Source organism: Glaciecola nitratireducens FR1064 (assembly GCF_000226565.1).
Lineage (GTDB): Bacteria > Pseudomonadota > Gammaproteobacteria > Enterobacterales > Alteromonadaceae > Glaciecola > Glaciecola nitratireducens.
On record NC_016041.1, the window covers coordinates 2,654,711 to 2,670,707 of the forward strand.

Consider the following 15,997-nt stretch of genomic DNA (forward strand, 5'->3'; position numbering starts at 1 on the left):
CTCTGCTGTTTGGATTGTGTCGCAAGATACTACCTCCTGGCTTCATTCCCCAAACAGTAGGGTCAGTCAGACTTAACCAAGAAGCTGAAGAGCGGCCTGAGGACGCTGATTAGCCTGTGATAGTATGGTTGTGCTAGCCTGTTGAATGATCTGATTACGTGTCAACTCAGCCGTTTCAGACGCAAAATCTGTATCACGGATCTGGGATCTTGCGCCAGACACGTTCTCAGAGATATTAGTCAAGTTACGGATAGTTGATTGGAATCGGTTGGTTAATGCACCTAGGTCAGCTCTTGCGCCACCTATAGAGGAAATAGCGTTGTCAATTGCTACTAGGGCAGCAGAAGCGTCACCAAAGGTTTCTACTGACAATTCACCAATGCCTAAGCCTGTTGCCGAAAATCCATTGATACCCGGAAGATTGGCACCAGATAGGTTCACAGAGATAGTTTGACCACTGTTTGCACCTACTAAGAACGCAGCTGAGAAGTTGTTAGTCAACAAGTCAACTTTGTTAAATTGGGTGTCAGTAGCAATTCTTGAAATCTCAGTTTTAAGTGCAGCAACCTCTTTTTGAAGTGCAAGTCGGTCAGCAGAAGAGTTAATACCATTCTGTGACTGAACTGCTAATTGACGGATTCTTTGTAACGAATTCGTTGTTTCAGACAAAGCGCCTTCAGCAGTTTGCGTTAACGAAATCGCATCATTCGCGTTTCGAACGGCTTGGTTCAAGCCATTGATTTGCGTAGTCATACGATCCGAAATTTGCAAACCTGCAGCATCATCTGAAGCACGGTTGATACGGAAACCCGAAGATAAACGTTCGAATGAAGTATTCAAACTGTTTGATGAACTCATTAATTGACGCTGAGCATTCAACGCCGATTGGTTTGTATTTACGAACAAGGACATAAGTCTCTCCTACACTCTCAGTCCAGCGGCTTGCTGGTCGCCGGACGTGACTCCGGTGGTTTAATAACTACTTGTAGAACAATAACTATCCAAATGATAAGTTAATGTACTGGCTCTCTCGTTAATGTTTATCGACAAGCATTTCATTCCCTTTAACTAAAAAGTGCTTTTTTTCTATGGTAGCGGCAAATAGTTGCCGCCCTAGTACTTAAGAATGGCCGTTGTAACGATAAATAACCTATTAAAAACAGAACACTACGAGCATTAAGAATGAGAATAAATTGGTTGAAAAAAATTTATAATAAAGATCAGCATGATGCCTTCACTGATTTAAATCGTGTAGATAATCAACTCTTAGTTTGTTTTCGCCGAGCAACTGACCACCACAGCAGTGATGGTAGAATCGTTTTACAAAAGCTTAACCTGCAGGGTCGATTCATTAGTCAAAGTATATTTAATATATTAAACAGTGACTTGCGGGACCCTAAGATATATGTGTTGCATGACAAAAGCCTAATAATGACCGCTTACGCGCGGGAAACAGTGCGCGATGCAGACGGTAATGAAAGAACGATTAGTCAAAACACTTATTGGCGAGGCACTCATTCAAACTGCGCCGACAGTATAAATTGGCAGCACCAAGGATTTTTTGCAGAACCCTTTCACTGGTGCTGGCGCTTAAGCTGGCATGAGCAACACGTTTATAGTCTGGCGTATGAACGAAGAACGGAAAACCTGTATTTATATCACGGGGCTAATTTGAGCGTGTTCACCGCTTTCGAACGCCCCGTGTTATCTAAAGTTGAACACGGCTTTGGCTACCCGAATGAAAGCGACCTCTGTTTTACTAATAAAAGCTCGCACGTTCAGGCTACTGCGATAGTTCGCCGAGATGCAGATACATTCACCACAAAACTCGGGAAGAGTGTTACTCCATTTGAGAAGTGGCATTGGCAAGATCTACCTATTTACTTAGCAAGCCCTCGAATTTTGGCTATTAACAACGACGAGTTTATCATTGCTGCGCGGTATGAACACGGAGCGTTAACTCAACCCTCGCCATTACAAAAACAAGCTCTTGATTACTATGCTAGCGGCAATGAGAGACTAGACTATTTTGATGATGAATTAAAAACGGGTTTGTTTGCATTAGACAGAGAAACCGAGAAACTTTCATTTTTATTAGCACTGCCGAGTGCTGACGACAATGGCTACCCTGGTGTTGTTCTTGACGATGCAAGCCCCAACGGAACGCTGGGTCTATGGATTAGTTATTATTCAACACCTGAAAAGGGAAAAACTCAGGTTTATGTTGCATACGTCGATAATTTACAACGAACGCTTGTTTAAAATTTTTATTAACACAGCGGTATTGAGATGAAAGTATTCCTGAAAAAATTCGGTCGAATAAATGGCGCGTAATCTTAATTACCTACGACGCACGGAATTCAAATATTATCGATACGATAACTTTGCTGATCCCAATGCGGTGAATAGTCAACGCCTTTATGCATGGCGGACTAAATTCCATTCGCTAGCATTAAATCATAAAGTAAACAAAAACTGGCAAGTAAAAAGTCAATTACTGCATGGTTCGACCTTGATGGGAAATAACTTTGTGCATGTCGACTATACTGCTGGATTTTTGCAAAGCACTTATGCGGTATCGGCAACAAGTAAAATAACAGCGCGAATTGATGTTTTTGATGTGAGTGAGCGCGATGATATTCCAGAAGATATGAATAACAGTTTTGGCCATGCAATAACGCTGAACTATCAGTACAACATTAATCAACAATGGCGAATTGGGAGTGAAATTCACCTCAATAAAAACACCACATTGAACAGAGGCTCCCTTGGCGTATTGCCACAGCAACACGAAAGACAATGGCTGTTTATCGCCGACTATCGATTTTAGGTTTAAAGCTCTCCTAAAAGTTTCAAATCTTGTGGTTTTAGAAGCACTATTTTTCCATAACGAATATCTATAAGCTGCTCGTTCTTCAGCTCCTGCAACAACTTATTGATCGTTTGCCGCGATGAGTTCAGCATGCTCGCAAGTGATTCTTGAGAAATAGTAATTTCCTCGTCTTCAAGCACTAAATTTGATTCAGTTGATGCATTTAATAATGCATTTCGTTGATTGATTGACGAGTTCGCAGATTGACTATTCACTATGCCACCCCAACCTTTTGATAAAGTGAGTAAGCGTTTTGCTAATCTTTGTTTTAGCCCCAAACCAGTAGTTTCGTCTAAAAGCGAAAAAAGAGTGCGGATACGCTGGCATAGTTGTCTAATGAAGTGAGGATACAGCTCTGGGTGTTCAACCAACAATTGCTGAAAAGCTCCAGCTGGTAACATCAGCAAGCTAGAGTCTGTTTCTGCAAAAGAATCATGCGTTCTCGGCAAGCCATCAAATAAGGAAATTTCGCCAAACCAGGTGCCAGGTGAAAGCCATGTAAGTACCAGTTCCTTGCCGTTTTGATTCACATTACTTACTTTTATTTTACCTGTTAATACACAGAACAATCCTTGCGCAGGTGCATTCTTAGCCAATAACTGTTCACCTCGTTTCAAGTTTTTAACTTTGCAGAGCAATACAAGCTTTTCTATATCAACCGGCGGTAAAGCAGCAAACCAAGGGTTGTTGGCCAGTTGTTCATAGTGAGTTTTGGGTGACATGATTGACTCCAATTGTCAAATAGACGACAGTTCAATTCGATAGCATAAGTTAACCTAGTGTTAATAAAAAAGACATTAAAATAAAAGGTAATCAGCATGAGTTCAGTAAAAGAAAATGTCAGTGCGGAAGAATGGCAAGCTCGCGTCGACTTAGCTGCAGCATATAGAATTGTCGCATATTACGGCTGGGATGATTTAGTGTTCACGCATATTTCAGCGCGCGTTCCAGGCCCCGAGCATCACTTTTTAATTAACCCATACGGCATGATGTTTGACGAAGTCACCGCTTCGAGTTTGGTAAAAGTGGATATCCATGGTGAAAAAGTCATGCAGTCTGATTATGAAGTAAATCCTGCTGGCTTTATTATTCATAGTGCCGTGCACGAGTCGCGTGATGATGCACATTGCGTGATGCACCTGCATACGATTGAAGGAATTGCAGTTTCTACGCTCAAGGACGGACTGCAGCCATTTAGTCAGCAGTCACTCTTCCCTTTATCTTCATTGTCGTACCACGACTACGAGGGCGTTGCACTAAATCCTGATGAGAAGGCAAGGCTGGTTGCCGACTTGGGTGACACAACGTCTATGATCTTGCGTAATCATGGCTTATTGACCTGCGGCGCATCGGTTGCAGAAGCCTTCACAGCGATGTTTTTATTACAACGTGCTTGCGAAATTCAATTAAAAGCACAAGCAACTGGCCTGCCTATGACGTTAATACCTGCTGAGATCTTAGCGGGAATAAAGGTTCAAGCGAAACAAGTAACTCGCTCAGCTGGCGGTTCGTTAGCTTGGCCGGGTATTTTGCGTAAACTAGACCGTGTTAATCCTGGTTACGCTGATTAGTGAGCTTAAGGCGAAGCTGTTATTGAAGTTCTCATTGAAGATGTTCGCCAAGTTAACCTTACTTGGCGAACATTGAAAACTGCTTTACCGCTAACCGATGTAATCAAATAGTGACAAGTTTGCCACTCTAGGAAAAGATTGGAATGCTGCCTGAAGCGCAGTTTCTTGCTTGGCAAATTCCGTTGAGGCCTTTGCATAATCGACGTCTTGGATACTAGAACGTGCAGATTGCAAAGACAGGTCACTGTCTAAATTTGATTCTTTGACCGACTCAGCGATATTTAAGCGCGCTCCAATGGAAGAGCTCTCAAGCGACATTTTTTCTAAACCATTGTCTAAACCTACTAAGGTATTGTCGATTGCATTGACGAAAGCTGTTTCGGAAATGCTGTCTGAGGTTAATGCAATAAACATATCGTTTAGCGTTTCTGCCAAATTCTTCTTTTCTGGTCTTTTTAAATCAATTTCAAGTGAATCGCCGACGGCACCTGTGAAATTAAACTCCATACCAGCAAAACGTAGAGGTTTTCCTGATTCAAAGTCTTGTGTAGAAACAATACTACCTGTACCAATATTGGTGATTGATACTTGGTCCCCTGCTAAAATATCAAAACGATATTGGTTATTTGCCGCATTCACAGGATCGAAATTTTGCTTATGAAAGTTGTCAAAGCTACCCTGCTCGTCTATGCGCGCAGTGTTAAGCGACAAGCCCGCACTTTGTCCACTTATCTCAAAGTTTAGGCGCGCGAACACTTCCTGAAAAATAGATTTACCCGAGGAAGTGCTTTGGATCTTCACGCTGTCTGAAATTTGTATTTGATTCTCGCCATCGTCACCTAAAAAAGACACTTTATTACCACTCGCGCTCGGATTAAATTCAAACGCTTGAGAGGATGACTGATAACCAGCAAAAATGTATTCACCGCTAGCATTGCGGGTATTCATCAAATCTAATACTTGATTACGAATTTGTTCTATTTCGGCACCGATCGCTTTTCTATCTTCCTTTCCTAAAATACCGTTACCAGACTGCACAGTTAGTACTCGCGCTCTATTTACCACATCGTTAATGCTGCGAAGCGCTGTTTCTTGCTGTTCCAGCGCATTAGTTGCTAAGTCATTATTGCGTTGATATTGCGTGATTTTGTCTAGCTCTTCTGTCAGGCGAATTACTTGGGCTGCACCGACAGGATCATCACTCGGACGCAGGAGCTTTTTACCGCTTGCCAGCTGCTGCTGAATATCGACCAAATTGCCTTGGTTGGTATCAATATTTCTTAAGTTTTGACTATAAATTAAATTTGTCGTTATACGCATAATTAGTTACCTTGATGCTGCTAATATCGTGTCAAACAAGGTTTGAGCTGTTGTCAAAATTCTGGCTGCTGCCGCATATGATTGTTGAAACTGTATCAGGTTTGCAGCTTCCTCATCTAAACTCACGCCAGAAGTAGATTCAAACCAATCTGAAGATTGCGTTTGCAATACTTTTGACGCAGCTAATTCAATTTGTCCATTTGCGGTTAACGCACCAATACTGCCGACAATATTTGCGTAGGCTTCGTTAAAAGTGGCTTTGTTACCATTGCTTCCAATACTTTGTCGAACAGTGTCCTCTTGCTGCAGGCTGGCAAGTTCAACGGCATTTCGGTTATCCGCAATACCATTGGTATTAAAACTAATATCAAAGGAATCACCGGCTTTCGGGATACCTTCCAAACTGAAATCGTATCCTGGATAGTCATCCAGAGCGGCAAAAGCTGCCGGCCAAGGAGGTGCAGTACCATTATCTTTTGCTTGCTGTAGTAAATTTTTTAAATCAGTAACACCGGTAACCGTCGTAATAATATTAGGTGGAGACGCGTTATCGAGTACTTGAAATTCCGAGGCACTGGTAAATAAAACAGAGGCTGGAGCACCCACGCTTGTGGGTAAATTTGATGCACTTTGAATATCACCCAGGCCATTGAAACCTGAAGCTTTGGAGTTGACCAAGGTATTATCAACGTTGGTATTACTGACCGTTACAGAACGAATAGTCGCGTCACCTAAGTTGGCCGCGTTAGTATCCACTCTCAAGGGTTTAGCAAAAGCTAAATCTTCACCCCGAGTAGTAGCAAGTTCTAGCTTGTTTGCTGCTGTTCTTAAGGGTTGAAACAGAAACTGATCGCCAACGGAATAAGATGCACCGCTAGATAACTCAATTTCAATACCGCCAATCAATTTATTGTAGGTTCCAGCTTCAGCTGTGACCGTTAAAGTTTGCGTTATTGGATTACCTGATTCATCAAGCTGCGCAGTGCCGTCAGTGTTCAACGATGACACTTGCAAATCGAATGTCGGGGGCGATCCCGCAGGGCTGCTTAACACCTCAATTCGATAATCAGTATTGGTAACATCGCCACCTGCACCAGGTGTAAAGCGACCTTTAACCCCTAAACTTAAATCAGCGTTATCAGGATAATTGATCCCACGAAACTCAGGAATTGTAAAAATATCGCCACCTAACTGTTGATCAAGGTCCATACCTTGGCGGTTTTGCGTGTTAAAGGAATCTGCAAGTGCCACGGTCAATTTACCTAAGTCTCGCTGTGATGGCTCTAACACTTCTTCTCGATATCTAAACAACCCTGCAAGAGAACCACCCATCTTCTGTTCTTGCACATTGAGAGTGGTATTCGCTTTAGGCGGCGCATAGTTAGTCGATAGTCTCAGTTGAGCGCTGGTTAAATCTGGTTCACCATCAATTGCAAGCACGTTAAACGTACCATCGGCCAGCACAAGAGACTCACCTGAAGTGAGATTAACCACAATGCCTAAATCACTGTTTGGACTTGGGCGAGTTTCAACTGACATGTACTCGGCTAACTTACGAATAGCTAAATCTCGCTCGTTCATGAGCGCTGACGGTGTGTCAACATTACTGCTGTTACCAACAATTTGAATCGCTTTGTTTAAGTCACCAATTTGTTTAATTAAGGCATTAGCCGTTCTTACGCTATCATCAATTTGTTGCTCAACTTCTCGTTCTTTCACCGAAATAAAGTCACCCAAGGTATTCACACGATTAACTAAACCTTGCGCTTGACCCAGAACAGAATCGCGCGAAGTAATGTTAGTTGGATCATCAGCGGCGGTTTGAATTGATGCAAAAAATCGAGTAATTGCGCCAGATATTGAATTAGCCTCACTTGCTAACACGTTATCAAGACTTTGAGCACCGTCTAAGAAAGCCTGTGCCTCGCCCATATTGGTCGTATCGCGGCGCAGTTGATTCATAGCAAATTGGCTCAATACCCGGTCGGTATATCCGCGGTCAACGCCACCGTTCAACTGTGATTTAAACTCGGTTCGCTCGCGCACATACCCTTCGGTATTGATATTGGCAATGTTATTACTGGTTGTGTTGAGCAAGCGACTGCTAGCGTTAACCCCAGTTTTCGCAATTGAAAATAGATCTGCTGTTTTGATCATGGTATTAACTCACCCAAAATATTGCCATTAAAAACAGACATGACCTTTTCGGCATACTTTGGATCCGTTGCATAACCGGCCTCCTGCAGTGCGTTAAAATAGTCTGCTGGTGATTCGGATTTTTGAATCGCTTGTTCGTATCGAGGATTTGTTTTAATGAAGTCGACGTAGTCCTCCATAGAATGCGTGAATGAGCCATAGCTTCTGAAGGAAGCCTGCTGTTTTTCGGGTACGTTATTGACGAACTCTAAGGTATCGATCGTCGCCTTTTCGCCATCCCAGCGTTTATCTGCCTTGATACCAAACAAATTATGACTATTTTCACCATCTTTTTTGTGAATTAGGCTTTTACCCCAACCAGTCTCGACGGCAGCTTGCGCAATCATCGCCTTTGGATCCATATTCAGCTCTTTTGCAGCTTCAACGGCATGAGGATATAGGGCTTTTACAAATTCTTGAGGACTTGCGAAGCCAGCTTCTTTAAAAGCACTTCCTTTCGCAACATTTTCGTTATTTGTTCCCATCACTCTATCTTGAGCGTTTTGAATAGCGGCAACATTATGCCTATTTAATACCGATAAATTTCCGTCCGAACGCACGGCACTTGCCGGTATAACACCATTGCCCGGACTCATTTGCTGCATGATCACTTCGGCAAGCCCGATGCTGCCGTTGGCGCTTAAATCCGTTGCTAACTGCTTATCGTGCATTTCACGATAAAATTTAACTTGTTCAGTACTAAAAGGGCTGTCTTTATCTGCAAGGGCGTCTTGTGCCTTTCGCATCGATTTGAGCATCATCTGCACAAATATGGCTTCGAATTGTTTGGCTGCCTCTTCCAAAGCGCCTTCATCTCCAGACTGCGCAGCTTCACGCAATTTGTTAACACTACCCATGTCATGATAGTTGCGCGACATTTCTAATTGAGACTTGGTTGCAGAAGTTAAGTCCATTAGATGATCACCAATTCACCCTGCAGCGCACCGGCTTGACGGAGTGCTTCAAGGATTGCCATTAAGTCACCTGGTGCTGCCCCTATTTCGTTTACTGCGCGCACTAGCTCTTCCAAACTGACGCCTGGGTTAAACAAGAACATGCGACTGTCATCAAGCTCCACATCAATGATAGATTGCGGCGTAATAACCGTATTACCATTAGCAAGTGCATTCGGTTGATCTACCTGCAGGTTTTCAGAAATAGTCACGGTAAGGCCACCATGCGTTATGGCCGCAGGTAAGAGTCTTACATCTTGACCGATAACAATCGTGCCAGTTCGGCTGTTTATCACAACTCTCGCTGGCGCGCTTGCCGGTTGAAATTCAAAGTTTTCAATCGTGGCCAAAAATCCAACACGTTGACCGCGATCCCGCGGTGCCGTAACCTTCACAGAAGCGGCATCCATTGGCACAGCAACAGCGGTCCCATTAGAAGCATCAGCACCTAAGCGGCTATTAATGACGTCGGCCAAAGCTTGTGCTGTGCTGAAGTCAGGCGTGTTTAAATTAAGCGTAAGGTAATCATTTTGCATTAAGCCAGAAGGCACAGCTCTTTCAACAACAGCGCCATTCGCAATGCGCCCAACAGTAGGAGTATTAGATACTATTCTTGAACCATCATTGCCCTGCGCACCAAAGCCACTGACAACTAAACTGCCCTGAGCTACAGCGTAAATTTCGCCATCTAGGCCACGTAAAAAGGTACGCAATAGCGTGCCGCCATTCAAACTTGAGGCTTCACCTACTGAAGAGACAGTCACGTCAATAGTTTGACCCGGCTTTGAAAATGCTGGCAGCGTGGCATGTATTGCAACTGCCGCCACGTTTTTAATCTTAGGCTTCACGTTAGCATCCAGTGAAATACCAAAGTTGGATAACATGGTTCTAAAACTTTGTTCGGTGAACGGACTTGTTTCGCCGGTGCCAGGGAGACCAACAACCAAGCCATAGCCAACAAGCTGGTTGGCACGAACGCCCTGAATGGTTGCTAAATCCTTAATGCGCTGAGCCTGCAGTTGAAACGGTGTCAGCAGCAAACTGAAAATAACCGTAGCAGACGTTATCGTTGTGGTAAAAATAGAACGTAATTTCATCATATAATCCTAGAGTGGCCACCACGTTGAAGAGAAGAACTTACTTAACCAGCCTTTTTCTTGAGACTGAGAGAATGAGCCTTTACCGCTATATTGAATGCGAGCGTTTGCTATTTTGGTAGATTGAATCTGATTAGCAGGCGAAATATCAGCAGGGCGAATCACACCGGTTAAACGGATGTATTCGTCGCCGTTATTCAGGGTTAACCATTTCTCACCACGAATAATTAAATTTTGATTGGGCAACACTTCAACCACTGTCACCGAAATATTGCCTGACAGACTATTACTTTGGTTTGCCTGTGCATCTCCTGAGAAGTCATTACTAGCATCAACGCCAAGTTGAATACTTTCTTTACCGATATTAATGACGTTGCCGCCTAAACCAATAATCGGATTTACATCAACCGTCGATTCCTTACTCGTGCTCGTTCCTGCGGATTTCGATGCGTTGGTATTTTCACTTAATTGCACAGTAATAATGTCACCAACACGGCGTGCTTTAACGTCTGAGTAAAGGCTATTTGCCATCGCTTTATTGAATAAACTGCCGTCTTCGACTATGTCATCTCTCGCCATGGTTGGAATTGCCGGAGCATAATAGGGATCATTGGCAGTCACCGGTTTAACCGCCGTTGACTCGCATCCCGTCAGGCCGCCGATAGCGATGATAAAGAATCCGATGGATGAAATTAGTCTCATGAGTTTATTCCTAAAGTTGCTGTATAACTTGACCAAGCATTTGGTCAACTGACGAAATAACTTTCGAGTTCATTTCATATAAACGCTGACTTTCTATTAGATTAACTAGCTCTTCGGTCACGTTAACATTCGATGTTTCAAGCGTACCTTGCGCCACTGTACCTAGCCCCTCTAAACCAGGTACACCTTGAATTGGCGCACCTGAAACGGCTGTTTCAACATATAAGTTTTGGCCTATTGGCTGCAAACCAACTGGGTTGATAAAGTCGGCAAGGTTTAACTGACCTAAAACTTGTGGATTCGCTTGGCCACGCAACTGTGCCGACACTTCACCGTCCTGCGAAATGGTCACCTGCTGCGCATCTTGCGGCAGCGTAATAACGGGCTGAAGCACAAAACCTGCACCTGGTGTAACAATATTACCCTGATCATTCAGAGTAAATTGACCGTTGCGTGTGTATGCTAAACTACCGTCAGGTTGTTGTATTTCGAAAAAGCCACGGCCCTGAATAGACATATCTAGAGCATTATCTGTGGTAAGCAAATTGCCCTGTGTATGAGCTTTTTGTGTCGCCACAACCTTTGAACCCGCGCCGAGCATCAAACCAGAGGGAAGCTCTGTATCCGCAGACGAGCGACCGCCTGGTTGATTAATGTTTTGATAAAGTAAATCTTCAAAAACGGCACGGTCTTTTTTAAAGCCGATCGTACTGGCGTTCGCCAAGTTATTCGAAACCACAGATACATCAGTTTGTGCTGCATCTAATCCTGTTTTTGCTATCCATAATGCTGGGTGCATAAGAACCTCCGCGAAATATCTTCCGCATAATGACTAATTTATTAAAGTATTCTGAGCAGCGTATTAGAGCTGGTAACCATTTGGTCCGCTTTCTTCATCAGCTTGACCTGCATTTCATAATGACGCTGTAAACTGATCATATTGACCATTTCTTCTACCGCGTTGACGTTGGATCCCTCAAGCATACCCGAAGCAACGCCCACTCTAATGTCTTGTGGCGCAACGCCGCCGTCTTTAAGATCGAACAAACCGTCAGTGCGTCGTTTCATCGTATCAATAGGTGGATTCACGAGCTTTAGTCGCCCCACTTCGTCAATTTGGTTTTCTGGCGCTCCCTGCAATCGAGCGGTAATACGACCGTCGTTACCTACCGTAATGTTACTCACTGGGGTCGGCAAAAACAGCGGGCCGTTTTCACCCATGACTAAATTGCCTTTAGAGTCTTGCAGCGCGCCATCAACCGTCATGGTTAAGCTACCACTGCGCGTATAAGCTTCTTCGCCCTGCGGGGTTTGCACTGAAAACCAGCCATCTCCCTGCACGGCAACATCGAGTGAACGACCTGTCGTAATTAATGGTCCGCTTTCGTAATTGTTTGTCGGACTTTCGGTCATGCTAAACACGCGAGTCGGCAAACCATCGCCGTATGCTGGCATAGCTCGCGCTTGTTCTAACTGCGCTTTAAAACCGTTGGTCTGCGCATTTGCCAAATTGTTGGCGCGCACAGCCGTAGCAAGAAGGTCTTGCTTGGCACCACTGGCAGCGATATAGAGCATTTTATCCATTGTATTCGACTCTTTTTTGACGTAAATAGATCTGAATACTGTTCTGTCTGCAAGGACAATGCCAAGGTGTGTTATTGATTGATTTGGCTTTCTTGAGGTTGATTTGGGCTCGGCTAGGTTGATTTGGGCTCCGCAAGCATAGTCCCCGTTTCCCCTCAGAAAGTCGCTGCAAGCCCATCCATGGGGCGCTTGGCAATCGGCGTCCTGCCGATTGACACTTTCTGAGGGGAAACGGGGACTATGCTCGCTCCTTGGTACATCAACCTTTGTTGTCTCTTTTCAATCGCGTTTTAAATTCATGGGCGGAGGGAAAAAGAACAAAACATAAAAAAGTCGTGACGCTACTGCAAATGTGAAGAGTATTGAGTAGAGCCCATCCTGCAAAAAACGTCATAAAACAGGAGTTTTATGAGAGCCTCACAGGGATGTGCTCGCAGCGCTTTTTTGCAGGAAGGGCTCTGCTCAATGCCCTGGATTCGAAGAACAACCAAGAGCAAAACACCAAAAAATCGTGACGCTACCACAAAAGTGAAGAGTATTGACTAGCACCCATCCTGCAAAAAACGTCATAAAACAGGAGTTTTATGAGAGCGTCACAGGGTTGTGCTCGCAGCGCTTTTTTGCAGGATGGGTGCTACTCAATGCTCTGGATTCAAATCGCAGACACAAAAAAGCCGACGGAAGAGTCGGCATTTTTATTTATTTAACGATTACCGGATGTTCAATATCGTCTGGTTAAGCTGGTTGTTAACCTCAAGTGCTCTTGAGTTAGCCTGGAAGTTACGCTGAGCGATGATCATGTCGATTAGCTCAGTGGTTAGGTTAACGTTTGCCTGTTCGAGGGCCGAGGAGTTGATGTCACCGAAAGTCCCCGTTGTTGCCTCACCCGCTAGGGCTTCGCCAGAAAGAATACTTTCTTTCCATGCCGTACCACTTTGCTGCGTTAGACCTTGCTCGTTCGAGAATCGCACCAGTGCCACACGCACGATAGGTTCAGATGTGCCGTTTGAGAAAGTAGCTCTTACTAGGCCGTCAGGGCCGATGTCAATGCCCGTGAGTCGGCCTACTGGCAAGCCATTTTGCTCAAGCGAGGTTACCTCAAATGCAGATGCAAATTGCGTTGGTTCGTTTGGCGTTGCGTTGTTTCTGTCTAAGTTAAAATCAATTGTAATCTGTTGAATTGGAGATGAACCATTGCTCAGAATTAACGGCCCAAGAGCTTCAGTCTGAAACTTACGGTCTAATTGTGGTAAACCATCAGCAGATTGAATATCTACAAAGTCACCACCTTCACTAAAGAAGATTTTAGCGGCCGAAACGCCATTGCCCGTATTTGTACCAACAGAGTTTGTTGCTGTTGTAGGGTCAGAATCAGAACCGTCAGAGTTTGTTGCATCTACCAGTTGATCATCAACCGCCGTCGCAACATACCATTCGTTTACTGCCCCTGGGTCGCCATCTTTAATGAAATAGTACGTCATAACATGACTATCACCCAAAGAGTCATAGATAGTTACTGATGTCGCCGCATTATAGGTTAGTGGATCTGTTGGATCGAAATCGGCAGCCACTTTACCTTGGTCACCTGCTGGCAAGTTGAATCGGACATCAACTTCAGATGTTTGCTGTGGCGAACCCGAGGAATCAGGAATTCGCACAGGCACCGTTGTGCTTAAAGCAACTGAAGCAGACGTTCCGTCAGTGTTAACAGGAAATCCAAGAAGGTTATCACCCGCGGAATTAACCACAAAGTTATTTGAATCTAGTTTAAATTGACCAGCACGAGTGAAGGAAAAGTCACGCGACGTAATTTCTGGAATAGTAGCAAAAAAGCCGTTACCGGTAATAGCTAAATCCAACGAGTTGTTAGTAAAGCTTAAGCTACCTTGAGAAAATTGCTGAGCAACTTCTTGAGTCAGAGCACCATCACCAACTTTGGTTTTGCCTGAGGCTAACAGAGAGGCAGCATAAACGTCACCGAATTCTGCTCTTGATTCTTTAAAACCAACCGTGTTGACGTTTGCAATGTTGTTGGCTGTTGTATCTAAGTCTTTTTGAGAAGCCGAGACTCCGCTGAGTGCGATATTAAATGACATGGGGGAAAACTCCTATTACCTACCGATTTGGATAACGTCATCAAGCTTGATGCTAACGTCACCATCTAAATTAAGAACAACACCGAGACCAGCACTAGCAAGGCTGACGCTGTCAACGTGTCGATTTATTGCTGTTGGCAAAGATGTTGGCTCTCCAAACACCTCGCCCTGTACTTGAACGGCATAATCACCTGGCGGCAATAGATTGCCGTTTTGGTCTGTACCATCCCATTTAAACTCTGAGTTACCTGCTGCAAGTGTGCCGATGTCCATCGTACGCACTACTTCACCTTGGCTGTTTTGAATGGCTATCTTGGTATTCTGCGTTGTTTGGTCGCTAATGATGACGCCCGTCACGCCTTGGCCTTGTTCAGACATATGACCAATATTGCCGGTAACCAATACGTTTTGACCAATCAAACTAGACGCTTGCAGTGCCTGGTTAGATGTCATTGACGACGCAAAGTCACCAAACTTGGTATTCAATTGAGAAATACCATCTGCCATCGTAAATGAGGTCATCTGTGCAACTAGCTGGTCATTGTCAACCGGTTTTGTTGGATCCTGATTCGCTAATTGCTCGGTTAGCAAAGCGAAGAAATCCTCTTGCTTTAGACTTTGCTCCGTTCCGTCAGCGACCTTTACTTTTTCTGGTTGCCAATAGAGGTCGGTATTTAAACCTGTTTGACTGCGTTCTAATGTATTCACTTTATCATCTCCGCTATAGCTAACATCGTTAGCCTAACTCTATTGACCCTGACCTAACTGCATCACGCGTCTGAAGATACGCTTGGTTGTATCTGCAATCTGCACGTTTGTTTCGTAACCCTTTGAGGCAGAAAGCATGTCCGCCATTTCTTCTACAATATTTACGTTTGGCTTATATATGTAACCGTTCTCGTCAGCCAGGGGATTGCCTGGAGCATATTCAACCTGTAATGGTTTGGTACTTTCAACAACGCCCAGTACTTTAACACCCGCACCTTTAGTCATGTCCGAGTTCGCCTGATCTAAGGCCGCTGCGAAAACCGGATGGCGCGCTTTATAAGTTTCTTCGTAACTACTGCTGACAGAGTTCGCATTGGCAATGTTACTGGCTGTCGTATTCAAACGAACACTTTCAGCGCCCATTCCAGTACTCGCTATTTTCATTATATTAAATAAACTCATTAGCCTTAACCTCCGCTGCTTAATGCTTTTTTCATGCCTTTAATTTTTCCATCCAAAAGCATTATGCCTGCTTGATATCGCATGCCGTTGTCTAGGAAGTTGTTTCTTTCGACTTGCGCATCAACCGTATTGCCATCACCGGTATCCGCCTGCTCTGGAATTCTAAACTCGATTTCTGCTTGCATTTGAGAGCGACCTGAAAGGTGCTTGTCGTGAGTCTTAACTAAACCGCCTTGGTCGTACTGTGCGCTTTTCATTGCTTTATTAAAGTCAATGTCGCGTGCTTTGTAGCCGGGGGTATTTGCATTCGCCAAATTACCAGAAATCACTTCCATCCTGTCTGTGCGAACAGAAAGTGCTTTTTGATGAAATCCAACTAATCGATCTAAACTAATGGCCATGTTTTCTTACTCATTTGCAAACTTACATGCCAGTG

General features: G+C 44.1%; 16 protein-coding genes. 3 read left to right on the top strand and 13 right to left on the bottom strand.

Annotation, left to right across the window (positions count from 1 at the left end):
• Nucleotides 1-72 precede the first annotated feature (72 nt).
• Complete coding sequence (locus GNIT_RS11455; protein WP_014109373.1) at nucleotides 73-912, bottom strand: flagellin N-terminal helical domain-containing protein; 840 nt, start codon at nucleotides 910-912, stop codon at nucleotides 73-75.
• Between the two features lie 270 nt (nucleotides 913-1,182).
• Between GNIT_RS11455 and GNIT_RS17700 the strand changes: the two genes are divergently transcribed.
• On the top strand, nucleotides 1,183-2,262 hold the full coding sequence (locus GNIT_RS17700) for a hypothetical protein (RefSeq protein ID WP_014109374.1): 1,080 nt from the start codon (nucleotides 1,183-1,185) through the stop codon (nucleotides 2,260-2,262).
• A 61-nt stretch (nucleotides 2,263-2,323) separates the two neighbouring features.
• The gene (locus GNIT_RS11465; protein WP_014109375.1) at nucleotides 2,324-2,830 is read left to right on the top strand and encodes a hypothetical protein; all 507 of its coding nucleotides are present in this window, start codon (nucleotides 2,324-2,326) and stop codon (nucleotides 2,828-2,830) included.
• Nucleotides 2,831-2,832: 2 nt separating this feature from the next.
• Here the strand turns inward: GNIT_RS11465 and GNIT_RS11470 are convergent, their stop codons facing one another.
• Entirely contained in the window at nucleotides 2,833-3,594 is a 762-nt protein-coding gene (locus GNIT_RS11470) for a Crp/Fnr family transcriptional regulator (protein ID WP_014109376.1), read from the bottom strand.
• Between the two features lie 96 nt (nucleotides 3,595-3,690).
• On the opposite strand from GNIT_RS11470, the gene GNIT_RS11475 reads away from it, so the two are divergent.
• On the top strand, nucleotides 3,691-4,443 hold the full coding sequence (locus tag GNIT_RS11475) for a class II aldolase/adducin family protein (protein ID WP_014109377.1): 753 nt from the start codon (nucleotides 3,691-3,693) through the stop codon (nucleotides 4,441-4,443).
• A gap of 90 nt (nucleotides 4,444-4,533) precedes the next feature.
• On the opposite strand, the gene flgL is transcribed toward GNIT_RS11475, so the two are convergent.
• The 11 genes from flgL to flgB form a co-directional block, all read right to left on the bottom strand.
• Nucleotides 4,534-5,763, bottom strand: a complete 1,230-nt coding sequence (gene flgL / locus GNIT_RS11480) for a flagellar hook-associated protein FlgL (RefSeq protein ID WP_014109378.1) — start codon at nucleotides 5,761-5,763, stop codon at nucleotides 4,534-4,536.
• 6 nt (nucleotides 5,764-5,769) lie between these two features.
• Nucleotides 5,770-7,920: a flagellar hook-associated protein FlgK gene (gene flgK, locus GNIT_RS11485; protein WP_014109379.1), complete on the bottom strand. Its 2,151-nt coding sequence runs from the start codon at nucleotides 7,918-7,920 to the stop codon at nucleotides 5,770-5,772.
• Entirely contained in the window at nucleotides 7,917-8,873 is a 957-nt protein-coding gene (gene flgJ, locus GNIT_RS11490) for a flagellar assembly peptidoglycan hydrolase FlgJ (RefSeq protein ID WP_014109380.1), read from the bottom strand. The genes flgK and flgJ overlap by 4 nt, the downstream gene beginning before the upstream one ends.
• Nucleotides 8,873-10,009 (bottom strand): flagellar basal body P-ring protein FlgI, encoded by a 1,137-nt coding sequence (locus tag GNIT_RS11495; RefSeq protein WP_014109381.1) that lies wholly within the window; start codon nucleotides 10,007-10,009, stop codon nucleotides 8,873-8,875. The genes flgJ and GNIT_RS11495 overlap by 1 nt, the downstream gene beginning before the upstream one ends.
• A gap of 9 nt (nucleotides 10,010-10,018) precedes the next feature.
• Nucleotides 10,019-10,711, bottom strand: a complete 693-nt coding sequence (flgH, locus tag GNIT_RS11500; protein WP_014109382.1) for a flagellar basal body L-ring protein FlgH — start codon at nucleotides 10,709-10,711, stop codon at nucleotides 10,019-10,021.
• Nucleotides 10,712-10,721: 10 nt separating this feature from the next.
• Nucleotides 10,722-11,510: a flagellar basal-body rod protein FlgG gene (flgG, locus tag GNIT_RS11505; protein WP_014109383.1), complete on the bottom strand. Its 789-nt coding sequence runs from the start codon at nucleotides 11,508-11,510 to the stop codon at nucleotides 10,722-10,724.
• A gap of 41 nt (nucleotides 11,511-11,551) precedes the next feature.
• On the bottom strand, nucleotides 11,552-12,295 hold the full coding sequence (gene flgF, locus GNIT_RS11510) for a flagellar basal-body rod protein FlgF (protein ID WP_014109384.1): 744 nt from the start codon (nucleotides 12,293-12,295) through the stop codon (nucleotides 11,552-11,554).
• Nucleotides 12,296-13,005: 710 nt separating this feature from the next.
• Nucleotides 13,006-14,391 (bottom strand): flagellar hook protein FlgE, encoded by a 1,386-nt coding sequence (gene flgE, locus GNIT_RS11515; protein ID WP_014109386.1) that lies wholly within the window; start codon nucleotides 14,389-14,391, stop codon nucleotides 13,006-13,008.
• A gap of 15 nt (nucleotides 14,392-14,406) precedes the next feature.
• A complete protein-coding gene (locus GNIT_RS11520; RefSeq protein ID WP_014109387.1) occupies nucleotides 14,407-15,099 on the bottom strand; it encodes a flagellar hook assembly protein FlgD in 693 nt (230 codons plus the stop codon).
• 39 nt (nucleotides 15,100-15,138) lie between these two features.
• Nucleotides 15,139-15,561 (bottom strand): flagellar basal body rod protein FlgC, encoded by a 423-nt coding sequence (flgC, locus tag GNIT_RS11525; protein WP_041246407.1) that lies wholly within the window; start codon nucleotides 15,559-15,561, stop codon nucleotides 15,139-15,141.
• 5 nt (nucleotides 15,562-15,566) lie between these two features.
• Nucleotides 15,567-15,962 carry a flagellar basal body rod protein FlgB gene (flgB, locus tag GNIT_RS11530; protein ID WP_014109389.1) on the bottom strand — a complete coding sequence of 132 codons (396 nt, stop codon included), beginning with the start codon at nucleotides 15,960-15,962 and terminating at the stop codon, nucleotides 15,567-15,569.
• Between the last annotated feature and the right edge of the window lie 35 nt (nucleotides 15,963-15,997).

Bases quoted from the DNA above. Each gene is read 5' to 3' on its own strand.
- flgH (WP_014109382.1), bottom strand. From the start codon at position 10,711: ATGAGACTAATTTCATCCATCGGATTCTTTATCATCGCTATCGGCGGC.
- flgK (WP_014109379.1), bottom strand. From the start codon at position 7,920: ATGATCAAAACAGCAGATCTATTTTCAATTGCGAAAACTGGGGTTAAC.
- flgE (WP_014109386.1), bottom strand. From the start codon at position 14,391: ATGTCATTTAATATCGCACTCAGCGGAGTCTCGGCTTCTCAAAAAGAC.
- GNIT_RS11465 (WP_014109375.1), top strand. From the start codon at position 2,324: ATGGCGCGTAATCTTAATTACCTACGACGCACGGAATTCAAATATTAT.
- flgB (WP_014109389.1), bottom strand. From the start codon at position 15,962: ATGGCCATTAGTTTAGATCGATTAGTTGGATTTCATCAAAAAGCACTT.
- GNIT_RS11495 (WP_014109381.1), bottom strand. From the start codon at position 10,009: ATGAAATTACGTTCTATTTTTACCACAACGATAACGTCTGCTACGGTT.
- GNIT_RS11470 (WP_014109376.1), bottom strand. From the start codon at position 3,594: ATGTCACCCAAAACTCACTATGAACAACTGGCCAACAACCCTTGGTTT.
- GNIT_RS11455 (WP_014109373.1), bottom strand. From the start codon at position 912: ATGTCCTTGTTCGTAAATACAAACCAATCGGCGTTGAATGCTCAGCGT.
- flgC (WP_041246407.1), bottom strand. From the start codon at position 15,561: ATGAGTTTATTTAATATAATGAAAATAGCGAGTACTGGAATGGGCGCT.
- flgG (WP_014109383.1), bottom strand. From the start codon at position 11,510: ATGCACCCAGCATTATGGATAGCAAAAACAGGATTAGATGCAGCACAA.
- flgL (WP_014109378.1), bottom strand. From the start codon at position 5,763: ATGCGTATAACGACAAATTTAATTTATAGTCAAAACTTAAGAAATATT.
- flgF (WP_014109384.1), bottom strand. From the start codon at position 12,295: ATGGATAAAATGCTCTATATCGCTGCCAGTGGTGCCAAGCAAGACCTT.
- flgJ (WP_014109380.1), bottom strand. From the start codon at position 8,873: ATGGACTTAACTTCTGCAACCAAGTCTCAATTAGAAATGTCGCGCAAC.
- GNIT_RS11475 (WP_014109377.1), top strand. From the start codon at position 3,691: ATGAGTTCAGTAAAAGAAAATGTCAGTGCGGAAGAATGGCAAGCTCGC.
- GNIT_RS17700 (WP_014109374.1), top strand. From the start codon at position 1,183: ATGAGAATAAATTGGTTGAAAAAAATTTATAATAAAGATCAGCATGAT.